This window comes from Bradyrhizobium sp. USDA 3262 (genome assembly GCF_054060035.1).
Genome location: NZ_JBSSCT010000001.1, coordinates 4829099 through 4844836 on the forward strand (window position 1 = coordinate 4829099; position 15738 = coordinate 4844836).

The 15738-nt window shown below is 66.4% G+C and carries 15 protein-coding genes; 12 read left to right on the plus strand and 3 right to left on the minus strand.

Features of this window, described 5'->3' with window-relative positions; genetic code table 11:
• Positions 1–22 precede the first annotated feature (22 nt).
• Both ACVWYP_RS22035 and ACVWYP_RS22040 read left to right on the plus strand, forming a co-directional pair.
• Positions 23–574: a PaaI family thioesterase gene (locus ACVWYP_RS22035; RefSeq protein WP_304499785.1), complete on the plus strand. Its 552-nt coding sequence runs from the start codon at positions 23–25 to the stop codon at positions 572–574.
• Positions 575–634: 60 nt separating this feature from the next.
• Positions 635–1249, plus strand: a complete 615-nt coding sequence (locus tag ACVWYP_RS22040; RefSeq protein ID WP_304499786.1) for a TetR/AcrR family transcriptional regulator — start codon at positions 635–637, stop codon at positions 1247–1249.
• Between the two features lie 147 nt (positions 1250–1396).
• Here the strand turns inward: ACVWYP_RS22040 and ACVWYP_RS22045 are convergent, their stop codons facing one another.
• Entirely contained in the window at positions 1397–2311 is a 915-nt protein-coding gene (locus ACVWYP_RS22045) for a LysR family transcriptional regulator (protein WP_304499787.1), read from the minus strand.
• Between the two features lie 120 nt (positions 2312–2431).
• On the opposite strand from ACVWYP_RS22045, the gene ACVWYP_RS22050 reads away from it, so the two are divergent.
• The 9 genes from ACVWYP_RS22050 to ACVWYP_RS22090 all read left to right on the plus strand — a co-directional run bounded on the left by ACVWYP_RS22050 (position 2432) and on the right by ACVWYP_RS22090 (position 12174).
• Entirely contained in the window at positions 2432–3928 is a 1497-nt protein-coding gene (locus tag ACVWYP_RS22050; RefSeq protein ID WP_304499788.1) for a CoA-acylating methylmalonate-semialdehyde dehydrogenase, read from the plus strand.
• Positions 3929–3949: 21 nt separating this feature from the next.
• Positions 3950–5095, plus strand: coding sequence for an isobutyryl-CoA dehydrogenase (locus ACVWYP_RS22055; protein ID WP_028344659.1), 1146 nt, complete (start codon positions 3950–3952; stop codon positions 5093–5095).
• Positions 5092–6174: an enoyl-CoA hydratase/isomerase family protein gene (locus ACVWYP_RS22060; RefSeq protein ID WP_028344660.1), complete on the plus strand. Its 1083-nt coding sequence runs from the start codon at positions 5092–5094 to the stop codon at positions 6172–6174. Before ACVWYP_RS22055 ends, ACVWYP_RS22060 begins: the two co-directional genes overlap by 4 nt.
• Before the next feature lie 25 nt (positions 6175–6199).
• The gene (mmsB, locus tag ACVWYP_RS22065; RefSeq protein WP_028344661.1) at positions 6200–7087 is read left to right on the plus strand and encodes a 3-hydroxyisobutyrate dehydrogenase; all 888 of its coding nucleotides are present in this window, start codon (positions 6200–6202) and stop codon (positions 7085–7087) included.
• Between the two features lie 122 nt (positions 7088–7209).
• On the plus strand, positions 7210–8934 hold the full coding sequence (locus ACVWYP_RS22070) for an AMP-binding protein (RefSeq protein ID WP_304499789.1): 1725 nt from the start codon (positions 7210–7212) through the stop codon (positions 8932–8934).
• A 13-nt stretch (positions 8935–8947) separates the two neighbouring features.
• Positions 8948–9427 carry a MaoC family dehydratase gene (locus ACVWYP_RS22075; protein WP_016846543.1) on the plus strand — a complete coding sequence of 160 codons (480 nt, stop codon included), beginning with the start codon at positions 8948–8950 and terminating at the stop codon, positions 9425–9427.
• Between the two features lie 200 nt (positions 9428–9627).
• Complete coding sequence (locus ACVWYP_RS22080; protein WP_225159189.1) at positions 9628–9774, plus strand: hypothetical protein; 147 nt, start codon at positions 9628–9630, stop codon at positions 9772–9774.
• A gap of 259 nt (positions 9775–10033) precedes the next feature.
• The gene (locus ACVWYP_RS22085; RefSeq protein ID WP_028344663.1) at positions 10034–10951 is read left to right on the plus strand and encodes an SDR family NAD(P)-dependent oxidoreductase; all 918 of its coding nucleotides are present in this window, start codon (positions 10034–10036) and stop codon (positions 10949–10951) included.
• A gap of 2 nt (positions 10952–10953) precedes the next feature.
• A complete protein-coding gene (locus ACVWYP_RS22090) occupies positions 10954–12174 on the plus strand; it encodes a BaiN/RdsA family NAD(P)/FAD-dependent oxidoreductase (RefSeq protein WP_304499790.1) in 1221 nt (406 codons plus the stop codon).
• 99 nt (positions 12175–12273) lie between these two features.
• On the opposite strand, the gene ACVWYP_RS22095 is transcribed toward ACVWYP_RS22090, so the two are convergent.
• A complete protein-coding gene (locus ACVWYP_RS22095) occupies positions 12274–13491 on the minus strand; it encodes an MFS transporter (protein WP_304499791.1) in 1218 nt (405 codons plus the stop codon).
• Between the two features lie 93 nt (positions 13492–13584).
• Here ACVWYP_RS22095 and ACVWYP_RS22100 point away from each other — a divergent pair, with 93 nt between their 5' ends.
• A complete protein-coding gene (locus ACVWYP_RS22100) occupies positions 13585–14487 on the plus strand; it encodes a LysR family transcriptional regulator (RefSeq protein ID WP_304499792.1) in 903 nt (300 codons plus the stop codon).
• A gap of 106 nt (positions 14488–14593) precedes the next feature.
• Here the strand turns inward: ACVWYP_RS22100 and ACVWYP_RS22105 are convergent, their stop codons facing one another.
• Positions 14594–15673 (minus strand): alanine racemase, encoded by a 1080-nt coding sequence (locus ACVWYP_RS22105; RefSeq protein ID WP_304499793.1) that lies wholly within the window; start codon positions 15671–15673, stop codon positions 14594–14596.
• Positions 15674–15738: the final 65 nt, after the last annotated feature.

Sequence of the window (15738 nt, forward strand, 5' to 3'; positions counted from 1 at the left end):
TCATCATATAAATGGAGCCATCATGACCGCCGCCGAAAGCATCGATCTTCATTCGCCCGATCTAACGCGCACGCGCGTGGTGGAATGGCAGGCGCCCGGACCGGTGGCGAAGGCGGCGGCGCCGATGTCCGGAATCGAGGCGATGCGCGCGATCCGCGACGGCCGGTTGCCGCCGCCGCCGATGGCCAAGCTGATCGGCTTCCGCATGGCGGTGGTCGACGAGGGCCGCATCGTGATGGAACTCGAGCCGCATGAGAGCCTCGAGAACACCATCGGCCTGCTGCACGGCGCCACCGCCGCGGCGCTGCTCGATACCGCGATGGGCTGTGCGATCTCGACCATGCTGCCGGCGGGGCAGACCTCGGTGACGCTTGACCTCAAGCTGACCTTTCTGCGGCCGCTGTCGGCGCGTTCGGGCACCATCAGCGCCGAAGGCAAGGTGATCAAGCTCGGGCGCCAGACCAGCTACACCGAGGGCTTCGTCCGCGACGGCAGGGGCAATCTTGCGGTGCACGCGACCGCGACATTCTCGATGCTCGGCGGGGAACCCAAAATGGCCGGCAAGGCGAAATAACTGCAGCATTCCGGCCGCAAATCTGCTATTATATGATTAGAAACATTCCATGAGACTGGCATGCGCTATTCGAAAGAACACAAGCAGGAGACCCACGCGCGGATCGTCAAGAAGGCCGCGACGCGGCTGCGCGAGCGGGGCGCCCACGGCATCGGCGTCGCCGACCTGATGAAGGACGCGGGCCTGACCCATGGCGGCTTCTATGCGCATTTCGACTCGCGCGAGGCGCTGGTGATCGAGGCCTTCAGCTACGCGATGGACCGCGCCATCGAGCGCTGGCGCAAGGTCGCCGCGGACACGCCGCCGGAGAAGCGGCTTTCAACCATCATCGACGGCTATCTTTCGGCGGTGCACCGCGACGATCCCGGCCAGGGCTGCGCGATCCCGGCGCTCGGCGCCGAGATCGCCCGCGAGAGCCCAAAGACCCGCAAGGCGTTTGCCCTCAAGCTCGACCAGATGATCGACATGATGGCCGACCAGATCATCGACGTGCCGCGCAAGGCCGCCCGCAAGCAGGCTATGGCAACGCTGGCGACCATGATGGGCACCATCGTGATGTCGCGCATCGCCGGCAGCGGCGAAATGTCCGACGAGATCCTGAGCGCGGGCCGCGAGGCGGTGCTGGGACGCGCCGCCGCGGCCAGGGCGCCGGCGAAGAAAGCCAGGGTGAATTAGCCGCGATCTTTCCCCATCGTCGTCCCGGCGAAGGCCGGGACCCATTACCCCAAATGGTCGTGGTGGCGCGGCGCTGGGGCCGCAGCGCGCTTCAACAACGCAATGCTGTGGTTATGGGTCCCGGCCTTCGCCGGGACGACGGAGAGATTACACCCCGCTGAACAGCGCGCGCTCGGCTTCCACCGTCTCGTAGATGTAATCCGCCACCGCGCGGATGCGGGCGAGGTCCTTGCTGTCGGCGTGCATCAAAAGCCAGAAGGTGCGGGAGATCCGCACCTCGTCCGGCAGCACCGGCTGCAACTCGGGGTGGGCGGTCGCCATGAAGTGCGGCAGCACGGCGATGCCAAAGCCGGCGATGGTGGCGTTGAGCTGGGCGATCAGGTTGGCGCTGCGGAATTTCGCGGAAATCTTTGGCGAGACCTGCGGCAGATAGTCGAGCTCCGGCGTGAACAAGAGCTCCTCGATGTAGCCGACGAAGCGATGCCGCGCCAGGTCGGCGCGTGCGGCAATGACCGGCGCCTGGCCGAGATAGCTGGGTGCGGCATAAAGCCCGAGCGTGTAGTCCAGGAGCTTGCGGCCGACGATGCGGCCTTCCTTCGGCATCGTCAGGCTGATCGCGATGTCGGCCTCGCGCTTGGAGAGCGAGAACAGCCGCGCGGTGGCGACGAGCTGCAGATCGAGATCGGGATACCGCTCGGTGAACTTGACCAGCCGCGAGGCCAGAAAGTGACTGCCGAAGCCGTCGGGCGCGCCGATCCGCACCGTGCCGGTGAGATGGGCGCGCGAGCCGCCGACCGCCTCCTGGTTGGCGACGATGGTCGATTCCATCGCCTCCGCGCTGTCGGCGACGCGCTGGCCGGCCTCGGTGAGGAGATAGCCGGTCTTGCGGCGATCAAACAGTTTTGCGGAGAGGTGGCGCTCCAGCCGGTCGACACGGCGGATCACTGTGGCATGATCGACGCCGAGCTGCTTGGCGGCAGCCGAAACCGACCCGCCGCGCACGATGGCAAGCACGAAACGGAAGTCGTCCCAGTCGATTGTGCCGCCGCCTTGATCCAGCATTTCCGCACATCTATGGTGCAATTTATCGGACTTGAATCCCATAAAATGCAGGGTCAATAGGGTTTGTAAAGCGATCCCGCCGCGAGGAGCGGCGATTCAGGTGCTTCAGGGAGGTTTTCCATGCGCTCAATCGGACATTTCATCGGTGGCAAGGAGGTCAAGGGCACGTCGGGCCGCACGGCTGACGTCTTCGAGCCGATGACCGGCGAGGTCCAGGCCAAGGTGGCGCTGGCCTCCAAGGCCGAGCTCCGCGCCGCGGTCGAGAACGCCAAGGCCGCGCAGCCGGAATGGGCCGCCACCAACCCGCAGCGCCGCGCCCGCGTCATGATGCGGTTCGTCGAGCTGGTGCAGCGCGACTACGACAAGCTCGCGGAGCTATTGGCGCGCGAGCACGGCAAGACCGTTCCCGACGCCAAGGGCGACATCCAGCGCGGCCTCGAGGTCGCCGAGTTCGCCTGCGGCATCCCGCATTTGATGAAGGGCGAATACACCGAGGGCGCCGGCCCCGGCATTGATATCTATTCGATGCGCCAGCCGCTCGGCGTGGTCGCCGGCATCACGCCGTTCAATTTCCCGGCGATGATCCCGATGTGGAAGTTTGCGCCGGCGATCGCCTGCGGCAACGCCTTCATCCTCAAGCCGTCGGAGCGCGATCCGGGCGTGCCGATGGCGCTGGCCCAGCTGATGATCGAAGCCGGGCTGCCGGCCGGCATCCTCAACGTCGTCAACGGCGACAAGGAGGCGGTCGACGCCATCCTCGACGATCCCGATATCAAGGCGATCGGCTTCGTCGGCTCGACCCCGATCGCGCAGTATATCTACGAGCGCGCCGCGCAGACCGGCAAGCGATGCCAGTGCTTCGGCGGCGCCAAGAACCACGCCATCGTGATGCCGGATGCCGACATGGACCAGACCGTCGATGCGCTGATCGGCGCCGGCTACGGCTCCGCCGGCGAGCGCTGCATGGCCGTGTCGGTCGCGGTGCCGGTCGGCAAGACCACCGCCGACCGCCTGATGGAGAAGCTGATCCCGCGCGTCGAGTCGCTCAAGATCGGCACCTCGGTCGATCCGTCGGCCGATTACGGCCCGCTGGTGACCCGCGAGGCGGTCGAGAAGGTCAAGAGCTACATCGACATCGGCATCAAGGAAGGCGCGACGCTCGCCGTCGACGGCCGCGGCTTCAAGATGCAGGGCTACGAGAAGGGCTTCTATCTCGGCGGTTCGCTGTTCGACAACGTCACCAAGGACATGCGGATCTACAAGGAAGAGATCTTCGGCCCGGTGCTCTCGGTGGTGCGCGCCCACGACTATCACGAGGCGCTGGCGCTGCCGTCCGACCATGACTACGGCAACGGTGTCGCGATCTTCACCCGCGACGGCGACGCCGCGCGCGACTTCGCCGCCAAGGTCAATGTCGGCATGGTCGGCATCAACGTGCCGATCCCGGTGCCGATCGCCTACTACACCTTCGGCGGCTGGAAGAAGTCCGGCTTCGGCGACCTCAACCAGCACGGTCCGGACTCGATCCGCTTCTACACCAAGACCAAGACGGTGACCTCGCGTTGGCCGTCCGGCGTCAAGGAAGGCGCGGAGTTCTCGATCCCGACGATGAAGTAAACTCGTCCCTAGAGGCGAAGCATGCAGTTCGCTCTCAACGAGGACCAGATCGCGGTTCGCGACATGGCGCGGGCGTTTGCGGCGGAGAGGATCGCGCCGCACGCGCTCGAATGGGACGAGACAAAGCACTTTCCGGTCGACGTGATGCGCGAGGCGGCAAACCTCGGCATCGGCGGCATCTATATCAAGGACGATGTCGGCGGCTCGGCGATGACGCGGTTCGACGCCGCGCTGATCTTCGAGGCGCTGGCGACGGGCTGCCCGACCACGTCGGCCTTCATCTCGATCCACAACATGGCGTCCTGGATGATCGATGCCTACGGCAACGACACCCAGCGCCACAAATGGCTGCCGAAGCTCTGCACCATGGAGCTGATCGCCAGCTACTGCCTGACCGAGCCGGGCGCCGGCTCCGACGCCGCCGCGCTGCGCACCCGCGCGGTGCTCGACGGCGATCACTATGTGCTCAATGGCCAGAAGCAGTTCATCTCCGGTGCCGGCAGCACCGACCTGCTGGTGGCGATGGTGCGCACCGGCGGCGACGGTCCCGGCGGCGTCTCGACGCTTGTCGTCGACGGCAACACGCCGGGCGTGTCGTTCGGCAACAATGAGCGCAAGATGGGCTGGAATGCGCAGCCGACCCGCGCTGTCATGTTCGAGAATGCGCGCGTGCCGGTCGCGAACCGGCTCGGCGAGGAGGGCATCGGCTTCAAGATTGCGATGGCCGGGCTCGACGGCGGCCGGCTCAACATCGCGGCGTGCTCGCTCGGCGGCGCGCAGGCGGCGCTCGACAAGGCGCTGGCCTACATGAAGGACCGCAAGGCCTTTGGAAAGCGGCTCGACGAGTTCCAGGCGCTGCAGTTCAAGATCGCCGACATGGCGACCGAGCTCGAGGCCGCGCGCACCTTCCTGTGGCGCGCGGCCGCCGCGCTCGACCGCAAGGATTCTGACGCTTCCATGCTGTGCGCGATGGCAAAACGGTTCGGCACCGATGTCGGCTTCGAGGTCGCCAACCAGGCGCTGCAGCTGCATGGCGGCTACGGCTATCTCAGCGAATACGGCGTCGAGAAGATCGTGCGCGATCTGCGCGTGCACCAGATCCTCGAAGGCACCAATGAAATCATGCGGCTGATCGTGTCGCGCAAGTTGATCGAGGGCGCGCGATGAATGATGCGGCGGCAGCCGAGGGCGATCTGATCGCGCGCAAGGAAGGTTCTGCCGGCATCATCCGACTGAACCGGCCGAAGGCGATCAATGCCGTGACGCTGGAGATGTTCCACGACATCGACAGGGCGCTCGATGTGTTCGAGGCCGATGGCGATGTCGCCGTCGTCGTGCTGGAGGGCGCCGGCGACCGCGGCCTGTGCGCCGGCGGCGATATCCGCGCGCTCTGGGAAAGCTCCAAGGTCAAGGGCGATCTCGGCAAGATCCTGTGGCGCGACGAATACATCCTCAACGCGCGGATCAAGAAATTCCCAAAACCCTATGTCGCCTTCATGGACGGCATCGTGATGGGCGGCGGCGTCGGGCTGTCGGCGCATGGCCGCCACCGCGTGGTGACGGAGCGGACCAAGCTCGCGATGCCCGAGGTCGGGCTCGGCTTTTTCCCCGACGTCGGCGGCACCTATCTGCTGTCGCGCTCGCCCGGCGAGATCGGCACCTATTTCGGGCTCACCGGCACCACGATGAACGGTCCCGATGCAATCTACGCCAACTTCGCCGACGCCGTGGTGCCGAGCGCGAAGCTGCCGGCGTTGCGCGAGGCGCTAACCAAGGTTGCGCCGGGCACGAATTCGGCCGAGATCGACCGGCTGATCGGAGGCTTCGCCACCGGCGAGACGGCTGGCCCTGTCGCCGCGATGCAGGCCAGGATCGACGGCTGGTTCGCACGCGGCCGGATGGAGGACGTCGTCGCCGCGCTGACGGCCGACGGATCCGACATGGCACAGGACACGCTGAAGACGCTCGGCGAGAAGTCGCCGCGCGGCATGGTGGTGACGCTGAAACTGCTGCGGCTGGCGCGCGCGACCGCGACGCTGGAAGAGTGCCTGGTGCGCGAATATCGCGCCGCGCTCGAAGTGTTCGCCAGCGACGATTTCCGCGAGGGCGTGCGCGCCGCCGTCATCGACAAGGATCGCAATCCGACATGGTCGCCGGCCCGGATCGAGCAGGTGACGCCTGAGATGGTGGCGCCTTACTTCGCCGAGATCGGCGCCGACGAATTGAAATTTCCCGACAGCAAATAGAAACGTCGCAAGCGGAGGACTTCCCATGGCAAACGTTGCATTCATCGGGCTCGGCAATATGGGCGGGCCGATGGCGGCCAATCTGGTCAAGGCCGGCCACAAGGTGACCGCGTTCGATCTGGTCGCGGCATCCCGCGATCAGGCCAAGAGCGACGGTGCCGCGATCGCCGAGAGCGGCGTCGGCGCGGTGAAGGGCGCCGATGTCGTCATCACCATGCTGCCGGCCGGCAAGCATGTGCTCGGCGTCTGGAACGAGGTGCTTCCGGCGATGGCCAAGGGCACGCTGATCATCGACTGCTCGACCATCGACGTCGAAAGCGCCAAGCAGGCGCATGCGCTGGCCGCCAAGCACGGCATGGCCTCGGTCGATGCCCCGGTCTCCGGCGGCACCGGCGGCGCCAAGGGCGCGACGCTGACCTTCATGTGCGGCGGTGAGGACAAAGCCTTCGCGGCGGCCCAGCCGATGCTCGCCAACATGGGCAAGAAGATCGTGCATTGCGGCGCGGGCGGTGCGGGGCAGGCGGCCAAGATCTGCAACAACATGATCCTCGGCATTTCCATGATCGCGGTCGGCGAGGCCTTCGTGCTCGCCGAGAAGCTCGGCCTGTCGCACCAGGCGCTGTTCGACGTCGCCTCGACCTCGTCGGGGCAGTGCTGGTCGCTGACCACCTATTGCCCGGTTCCCGGCCCGGTGCCGACGTCGCCGGCCAACAACGACTACAAGCCGGGCTTTGCTTCCAACCTGATGGTCAAGGACCTGACCTTGGCGCAGGACGCCGCCAATGCGGCCGGCGCGGTTACGCCGCTCGGCAAGCACGCGCAGGAGATCTATAAAACCTTCGACGCGTCGGGCCACGGCGGGGTCGACTTTTCCGGAATTATCCAGCACGTTAGGGCCCTTGCCCCGAAGTAAATCGCCGTCATCCTGAGGTGCGAGCGGAGCGAGCCTCGAAGGATGGAAAGACGGTGTCTATGGCCATCCTTCGAGACGCCGCGCTTCGCGCGGCTCCTCAGGATGACGTCAGGTGAAGCCGGATGACCACATTTCAGGACGCACGCGCCTTTCTGCTCGAGCACCGCACCGACTACGATGCCGCGGTGAAGGGATTTCGCTGGCCCGATCCGGTGCCGTTCAACTGGGCACTCGACTGGTTCGACGCCGAACTGGCTGATAATGCCGACAGCCGCGACCGGCCGGCGCTGTGGATCGTCGATGCCGCCAGCGGCAACGAGACCAAGCTTTCCTTCGCCGAGCTGTCGCGCCGCTCAAACCAGGTTGCAAATTTCCTGCGCGCGCAGGGGCTGAAGCGTGGCGATCATCTGTTGCTGCTGATCGGCAATGTGGTGCCGCTGTGGGAGACCATGCTGGCGGCGATGAAGCTCGGCGTGGTCGTGATCCCCGCGACCACGCTCTTGACTGCGGATGAACTGCGCGACCGGCTCGACCGCGGTAAGGCGAGGGCGGTGGTTGCCACGCAGGATCAGGTCGCGAAGTTCGCAGGCCTCGGCAGCGACAACCTCGTTCGCATCGTGGTCGGCGCGACGCAGGCGCAGGACGGCTGGTTGCCGTTCGAGGATGCCGCCAAGCAGTCCGACGCATTCACGCCCGATGGCCCGACCAACGCCGACGACCCGATGCTGCTCTATTTCACTTCGGGCACCACGGCAAAGCCGAAGCTGGTGCGGCACAGCCAGCGCAGCTATCCGGTCGGCCATCTCTCGACCATGTACTGGATCGGCCTGCAGCCCGGCGACATCCATCTCAACATCTCCTCGCCCGGCTGGGCCAAGCATGCCTGGAGCTGCTTCTTCGCGCCGTGGAATGCCGGCGCAACGATCTTTATCGCGAACCAGCCACGCTTCGAGGCGAAAGGACTGCTTTCGATCATCGGCCGCTGCGGCGTCACCACGCTGTGTGCGCCGCCGACGGTGTGGCGGATGTTCATCCAGGAAGACCTCGCGAGCTTCAAGGTCTCGCTGCGCGAGGTGTGCGGCGCCGGCGAGCCGCTCAATCCCGAGATCATCGACCAGGTCAAATCGGCCTGGGGGCTGACTATCCGCGACGGCTACGGCCAGACCGAAACCACCGCGCTGGCCGGCAACTCGCCGGGACAGAAGGTGAAGGTCGGCTCGATGGGCCGGCCGCTGCCGGGCTATCGCGTGCAGGTCACCGACAATGACGGCCACCCCGCGAAGGAGGGCGAGGTGACCTTGCTGCTCGGCGCCGCCCGGCCGGCCGGCCTGATGCAGGGCTATCAGGGCGACGACGGCAAGCTCATCGGCACCGACGGCGAGATCTATCGCAGCGGCGACGTCGTGTTCACCGATGACGAGGGTTATCTGACCTTCGTCGGCCGCACCGACGACGTGTTCAAGTCCTCCGACTACCGCATCTCGCCGTTCGAGCTGGAAAGCGTGCTGCTGGAGCATGACGCGGTGGCCGAGGCCGCGGTGGTGCCGAGCCCGGACCCGATCCGGCTCGCGGTCCCCAAGGCCTATGTGCTGCTGGTGTCGGGTGTCGAGCGCACTCCGGAGACGGCGCTGTCGATCTTCCAACATTTGCACACGCGGCTCGCACCGTTTAAACGCATCCGCAAGATCGAGCTGGTCACCGAATTGCCCAAGACGATTTCTGGAAAAATCCGTCGCGTGCAGTTGCGCCGGCTCGAACATGACGATGTCAGAAGCGATGCGTTGCGCGGTGTCGAGTTCCGCGAGGAAGAATTTCCGGAGCTGCAGAAGCTGCGGACCTCCGGTTAGCAGAGGTTAGCCAATGAACGAAGTCTGGAAGAAGCCGCCGGTGTCGCTGGAAACCTACCAGGGCATGGTCGGCAAGGAGATCGGCGTGTCCTCGTGGCACCTGCTCGATCAGGGCCGCATCGACACCTATGCCGACGTGATCGAGGATCACCAGTTCATCCATGTCGATCCCGAGCGCGCCAGGAAGGAGACCGCCTTCGGCACCACGATCGCCCATGGCTTCCTGACGATGTCGCTGATGTCGATCATGTCCTACGAGGTGATGCCGGTGCTCGAGGGCACCGCGATGGGTGTCAACTACGGCTTCGACAAGCTGCGCTTCATCTCGCCGGTGCGCTCCGGAAAACGCGTTCGCGGCCGCTTCGTACTGGCCGAAGCCACGCTGCGCAAGCCGAAGGAGTTGTTGTCGCGCACCAACGTCACGGTCGAGATCGAAGGCGAGGAAAAGCCCGCGCTGGTCGCCGACTGGCTCGGCCTGATCTATTTCAGCTAACGGTCACGAGACGCGGTTGTGTTGCAACCGCGAAGGGTTGCGCCACCTCTCCCACAAGCCAAGCGGGGGGAGGTGGGGCGAGCCACCCCGATCTGTTTTTTACGCGGTGCGCTGCTCTGGCCAATGTAGCGCATTGACGGCTGTGTTCCCTGGTGTCCATGATGCCCGCTTTAGGCGGTGCGGTCCCGGGAGTGGCAGCCATGGTGCAAAACATCGTCGCCGGAATTGTCGTAGTCGCTTTGATTGTGATTGGCGCGATTAGCTACGCTCAAGAGCATCACGAGTGCTGGAGCGGGCATCTGCTCAAAAGCCTGAAACCCTGCGGGTCGATGACCCCTTCGGTCTAGCGCGCCCGCTGGCCGTCTCGGCCGGGCTTGACCCGGCCATCCATCGCTGCTCAAAAGTCCCCAACCTTTTCATGCCGCTCGGGCATGTACCCTCTCCCCTTGTGGGAGAGGGTGGCGAAATCGAGCGGAGCGAGATGAAGCCGGGTGAGGGGTCTCTCTCCGCGTGCTCATCCGTGGAGAGAACCCCTCATCCGGCGCGCTCGCGCGCGCCACCTTCTCCCACAAGGCGAGAAGGGAAGTCAGAGCAGGAATGACAAGCATGGCAATCAGGTTTGACGGACGCGTCGCTATCGTCACCGGCGCGGGCAATGGTCTCGGACGGGCGCATGCGCTGGGGCTCGCCAGCCGCGGCGCCAAGGTCGTGGTCAACGATTTCGGCGGCGCGCGCGACGGCACCGGCGGTTCGCTGTCGCCGGCCGAGACCGTGGTCGAGGAGATCCGGAAAGCCGGCGGCACCGCAATGGCCGACGGCGCCGACGTCTCGAACTTCGAGCAGGTCACCGCGATGGTCGAGCGCGCCACTAAGGAATGGGGCAGCGTCGATCTCTTGTGCGCCAATGCTGGCATCCTGCGCGACAAGTCGTTCACCAAGCTGGAGGTTGCCGACTGGGCCAAGGTGCTCGACGTGCATCTCACCGGCACCTTCTACTGCTGCAAAGCGGTGTGGGCCGGCATGCGCGAGCGCAATTACGGCCGCATCGTGCTGACGACCTCGTCGTCCGGCCTGTTCGGCAATTTCGGCCAGGCCAATTACGGCGCGGCGAAGGCCGGCATGGTCGGCCTGATGAACGTGCTCGCCGAAGAGGGCCGCAAGAACAACATCAAGGTCAACACCATCTCGCCGACGGCTGCGACCCGCATGACCGAGGAACTGCTGCCGCCGCAGGCGCTGGCGCTGATGAAGCCGGAAGCGATCACGCCCGCGGTCGAATTCCTGCTGTCAGAGGACGCACCGACCCGCACCATCATGGGCGCCGGCGCCGGCTCGTTTGCCGTGATCCGCGTGCTGGAGACCGAAGGCGTCAACCTGCCGCAGTCCGAATGGACGCCGGACGGCGTCGCCGCGCACTTCAACGCGATCAGCGACATGTCGACCGCGAAGGCGCTGCAGGGCGCGTTCGAGCAGACGCAGAAGTATGTCGCCCAGGCCGCCGCGCGGGCCGGGATCAAGCTCTGAGCATGACCGTCGCCGTCATCGGAGCCGGACCTGCCGGCCTGATGGCGGCGGAGGTGCTCGCGCAAGGTGGCGCACAAGTCACCGTCTACGACGCGATGCCGTCGGCTGGCCGCAAATTCCTGATGGCCGGCCGTGGCGGGCTCAATCTCACCCACTCCGAACCGCTGCCGGATTTCCTTGCGCGCTATCGCGAGGCGCTGCCGCGTCTGAAGGCTGCGGTCGAGGCATTTCCGCCCGACGCGTTGCGGGCCTGGAGCGAGGCGCTGGGGCAGCCGACATTTGTCGGCAGCAGCGGCCGGGTGTTTCCCGTGGCGTTCAAGGCATCGCCCCTGCTGCGCGCCTGGCTGCGGCGGCTCGATGCCGCGGGCGTGCAATTTGCATTCCGGCATCGCTGGGTTGGATGGGACGCGCGCGGCGCACTGCTGTTCGAGACGCCGGACGGCCCGCGCGTGGTCAAGGCCGATGCGACCGTGCTGGCACTCGGCGGCGCGAGCTGGCCGCGGCTCGGCTCGGACGGCGCCTGGGCGAATATCCTCGCCGCAAAGGGCGTTGCCGTGGCGCCGATCAAGCCAGCCAATTCCGGCTTCACGGTTGCCTGGTCGAATATCTTCCGCGACCGGTTCGAGGGCCAGCCGCTCAAGGGTGTCGCGCTCACGATTGGTCCGGATACGGTGCGCGGCGAGGCGATCGTCACCCGCGCCGGCATCGAGGGCGGCGCCATCTATGCGCTGTCGGCGGAATTGCGCGAGGCGGTGCTCGCGAAGGGAACGGCGACACTGACGGTGGCGTTGCGGCCCGATGCCGCGCGCGACGAACTGGTCGAGCGTCTGTCGGCGCCGAAGGGCAAGCAATCCTTGTCCAATTTCCTGCGCAAGGCCGCGCAGCTCTCGCCGGTCGGCATCGGGCTGTTGCAGGAGGCGGCCGTCGCCGCCGGCCGTTCGCTGGCCGCGGTGCCACCGGCCGAATTGGCCGAGCTGATCAATGCGGTGCCGATCAAGGTGTCAGGCGTGGCGCCGATCGTACGCGCGATCTCGAGCGCCGGCGGCATCAGGTTGGACGAACTCGACGCGCAGTTCATGCTGCGGCGGCTGCCCGGCGTTTTCGCCGCCGGTGAGATGCTCGATTGGGAAGCGCCGACCGGCGGCTATCTGTTGCAGGCGTCGTTTGCAACGGGCGTGGCAGCTGGGAAGGGAGTGTTACGATGGTTCGTGCAGAAATCGTAGCTTCGTAGGATGGGTAGAGCGCAGCGAAACCCATCGACTTTCTACCGCGCGGAGACATGATGGGTTTCGCTGCGCTCTACCCATCCTACGCGATGCCGCTCACTCCGATCCCGTCTTCGTCGCGATGTCCGTGATTAGGCCGAGCACGCCGAACACCGCAGCCACCGCACACACCGCGGTCCATCCACCAATGCTCCACGCCGCGGATGCCGCTGCCGCGCCGACCGCGCCGCCGATGAAGAACAGCGCCACGAACAGGCCGTTGATCCGGCCGCGCGCCTCGGGGCGCAGCAGGTTGACGGCGCGGCGGCCGAGTGTCTGGTCGGTGGTGATGCCGAGATCGAGCAGGATGGTGCCGAGGCTCAGCACGACCAGCGCCGCGATTCGGGATTCGATCACGCCGGCCCAAGCGCAGAGCGCGAGCGATGCCGATATCAGGAGGTGCGAGCCGATCAGCATCGGCCGTGCCAGGCCACGGTCGCCCCAGCGGCCGGCCAGCGGTGTCGCGACAGCGCCGGCAACGCCGATCAGCGCGAACAGCGCGATCCCCCTGGCGTCGAGCTTGAACGGCGCATCCGGCAGGCGCAGCGCGACGGCAGCCCAGAACGCGGTGAACGAGGCCATCACCAGCGCCGCGGTCCAGGAGCGAACGCGCAGCACCGGCTCCTCGCGCAGCAGGGTCGGGAACGAACGCAGCAGCGCGCCGTAGCTGACCTTCGCCGCCGGCTGCAGCGTCGGCAGCGTGCGCGCCAGTGCTGCGGCGAGCACCGTCATCAGCACGGCTGAGGTGACATAGTAGCCGCGCCAGTTCCAGCTGTCCGCGATCAGGCTCGCCATCGGCCGCGACAGCAGGATGCCGATCATCAGGCCGCTCATGACGTCGCCGATCGCCTGTCCGCGGCGCTCCGGCGGCACCATCGACGCCACCAGCGGCACCACCATCTGGATCGCGGCGCAGGAGGCGCCGAGGATGAAGGTGGCGGCCAGCAAGATCAGCGGCGTCGGCGCCATCGCGGTGCCGATCGCGGCGACGATGGCGCAGGCCAGCGTCCGCAGGATCAGCCGCTTGTTCTCGACGAGGTCGACCAGCGGCACCAGCAGCAGCAGCCCGAGCGCGTAGCCGAGCAGGGTCAGCGTCGAGATCAGGCCGGCCTGCAGCGCAGTCATGCCGAGCGAGCGGCCCATCAGGCCAACGAGGATTTGCGGCGCAAAGAGATTGGTGACGACGGTGCCGGTCGTGATGGCCCCGATCCAGATCAGGGGACGCACGGCGACGGTGCGCGCCGGGGAGAGTTTGGTGGCTTCGGAGATGGTCATGGGGCCTCGCGATGGAGTGGCGAGGCCCCCTTTAAGGGATCGGTCTAATATGCTACAATTCAAATAAGATGATGAAGAATATGCGAGATTGTTATGAACACCCATGACCTCGTGGCGTTCGTCGCCGTGGTCGAGACCGGATCGATCGTCGCGGCCTCGGCGCGGCTGAACCTGACCCAGCCCGGCGTGACGCGGCGGATCCAGAATCTCGAGGAGATGCTCGGCGCGCAGCTGCTCGACCGGCTCTCCAAGCCGCTGAAGCCGACGGCGGCGGGAATTGAGGCCTATGAGCAAGGCCGCCGGCTGCTGCGCATGCTCGACGACCTCAAGTCAGGCGTCGCCAATGACGGTGTGGTGCGCGGCGAGTTCAGGCTCGGCCTGACGCCGTTTTTATCGGAGGCGGGGCTCACCGGACCGCTCGACGCGGTGCGCGGCGAATTTCCGGCGCTGGCGGTGCGCGTCGTCTCGGGCTGGTCGCCCAACCACATGGAGCGGGTCAGCCGCAACGAGCTCGATGCCGCGGCGATCTGCCTTCCTGACGGCACCGCGCCGCCCGACGATCTCGTGGCCTCCGACCTCGGCGCGCAGCCGGTGGTGTTCGTCGTCGCGCGCGACATGAAGACGCCGAAGTCGGTCGATCTCGAATGGCTGTCGCGGACCGGATGGGTGATCAACCAGGACGGCTGCGGCTTCCGCCAGACGCTGAAGCGCCATTTCGATGCGGCGCATCTGCCGTTCAACATCGCCGTCGAGGCTCTCGACAGCGAGCTGCGCCTGTCGCTGGTGGCGCGCGGGCTCGGCATCGGCCTCGTGACGCCGGTGGCGCTGAAACGAAGCCCGATCCGCAGCCGGCTCAAGGCCGTGAAGATCGCGGATTTTAATCCCGCGGTGCGCGCCTGGATCGTGCATCGCCCGCCGGCCGGCCGCCTGGCGCGGCCGATCGAGGTGTTTCGCTCAGCGCTCGACCGCGAACTGCAGGCGCTGATGCACGGGTAAATGCGTAGGATGGGAAGAGCGAAGCGAAACCCATCACCTTTCATCTGCGCGGAAGCATGATGGGTTTCGCTGCGCTCTACCCATCCTACGAGGTCGCGGGATGCGGCTAGCGCAGCTTGCCCCGCGCCGTCACCGGCAGCGCACCGATGATCTCGTCACCGCGCACCATCACGACCTCGTCCATCATGTTGACGACGACGCAGACATGATTGGGCACGACCCGCACCACGTCGCCGACATTGGGCCGCGTGTTGCTGCGGGAGAGGTCGAGAAAGCCATGCTCCTCGGCGAAGCGCGCGATCCTGGCCTCGGGATGTTCGAGGATCAGGCCGTGGCCTTCGAGGCCGCCGGTGTCCGAGGTCAGCGTCTTGGAGCCGGCGTCGAGGATGCCGCGCTCCGGGCCGGCGCGGCTGACGACGGTGGAATAGATATGCAGCGCGCAATCGTCCCAGGTCGCAACGCCGGCCGCGACCTGCATGCGGTCGTTGTAGATGTAGGTGCCGAAGCGGTGCTCGGTGCCGCCCCTCAGCTTGCCGAGATTTTTCAGGTTCGGCGTGCCGCCGGTGGAGACGATTGTCGCGTCGAGGCCGTGGGCGCGCACGCCGGCCAGCGCCTCGTCGTAGAATTTCTGCGCCTCGGCCCAGCCGGTCTCGGTCGGATACAGCATGAAGCCCGCGAAGGCGAGGCCCTTGGAGGCCGCGATCTCGCGCGCCAGCGCGATCGCCTCGGCCGGGGTCTCGACACCGGCGCGCTTGCGGCCGGTGTCGCATTCGACCACGACCGAGAGCGGACGGCCGGAGGCGGCTGCGGCCTTCGGCAGGTCGCCGACGACGACGGAATTGTCGGCCGCGACAGTGACGTTGGCCTTGCCTTGCAGCGCGCCGAGCCGTGCCATCTTCTCGTCACCGAGCAGATTGTAGCTGATCAGGATGTTGTCGATGCCAGCGTCCGCCATGATCTCGGCCTCGCCGAGCTTCTGGCAGGTGATGCCTTTGGCGCCGGCCTTGATCTGCAGCTGCGCCAGCATCGGGTTCTTGTGGGTCTTGATGTGCGGACGGTTGGCGACGCCGGCCTCGTCGCAGGCCTTCTGGATGCGCGCGATGTTGCGCTCGACCCGGTCCATGTCGATCACGGCGCAGGGCGTGCCGTATTCCTTGGCGATCTTGGCGGCGAGGGGCGTGGTCATCGGGGCGGCTCCATTGCAGAATTTCTGTCATTGCGAGCGGAGCGAAGCAATCGATCTGCCCGCGT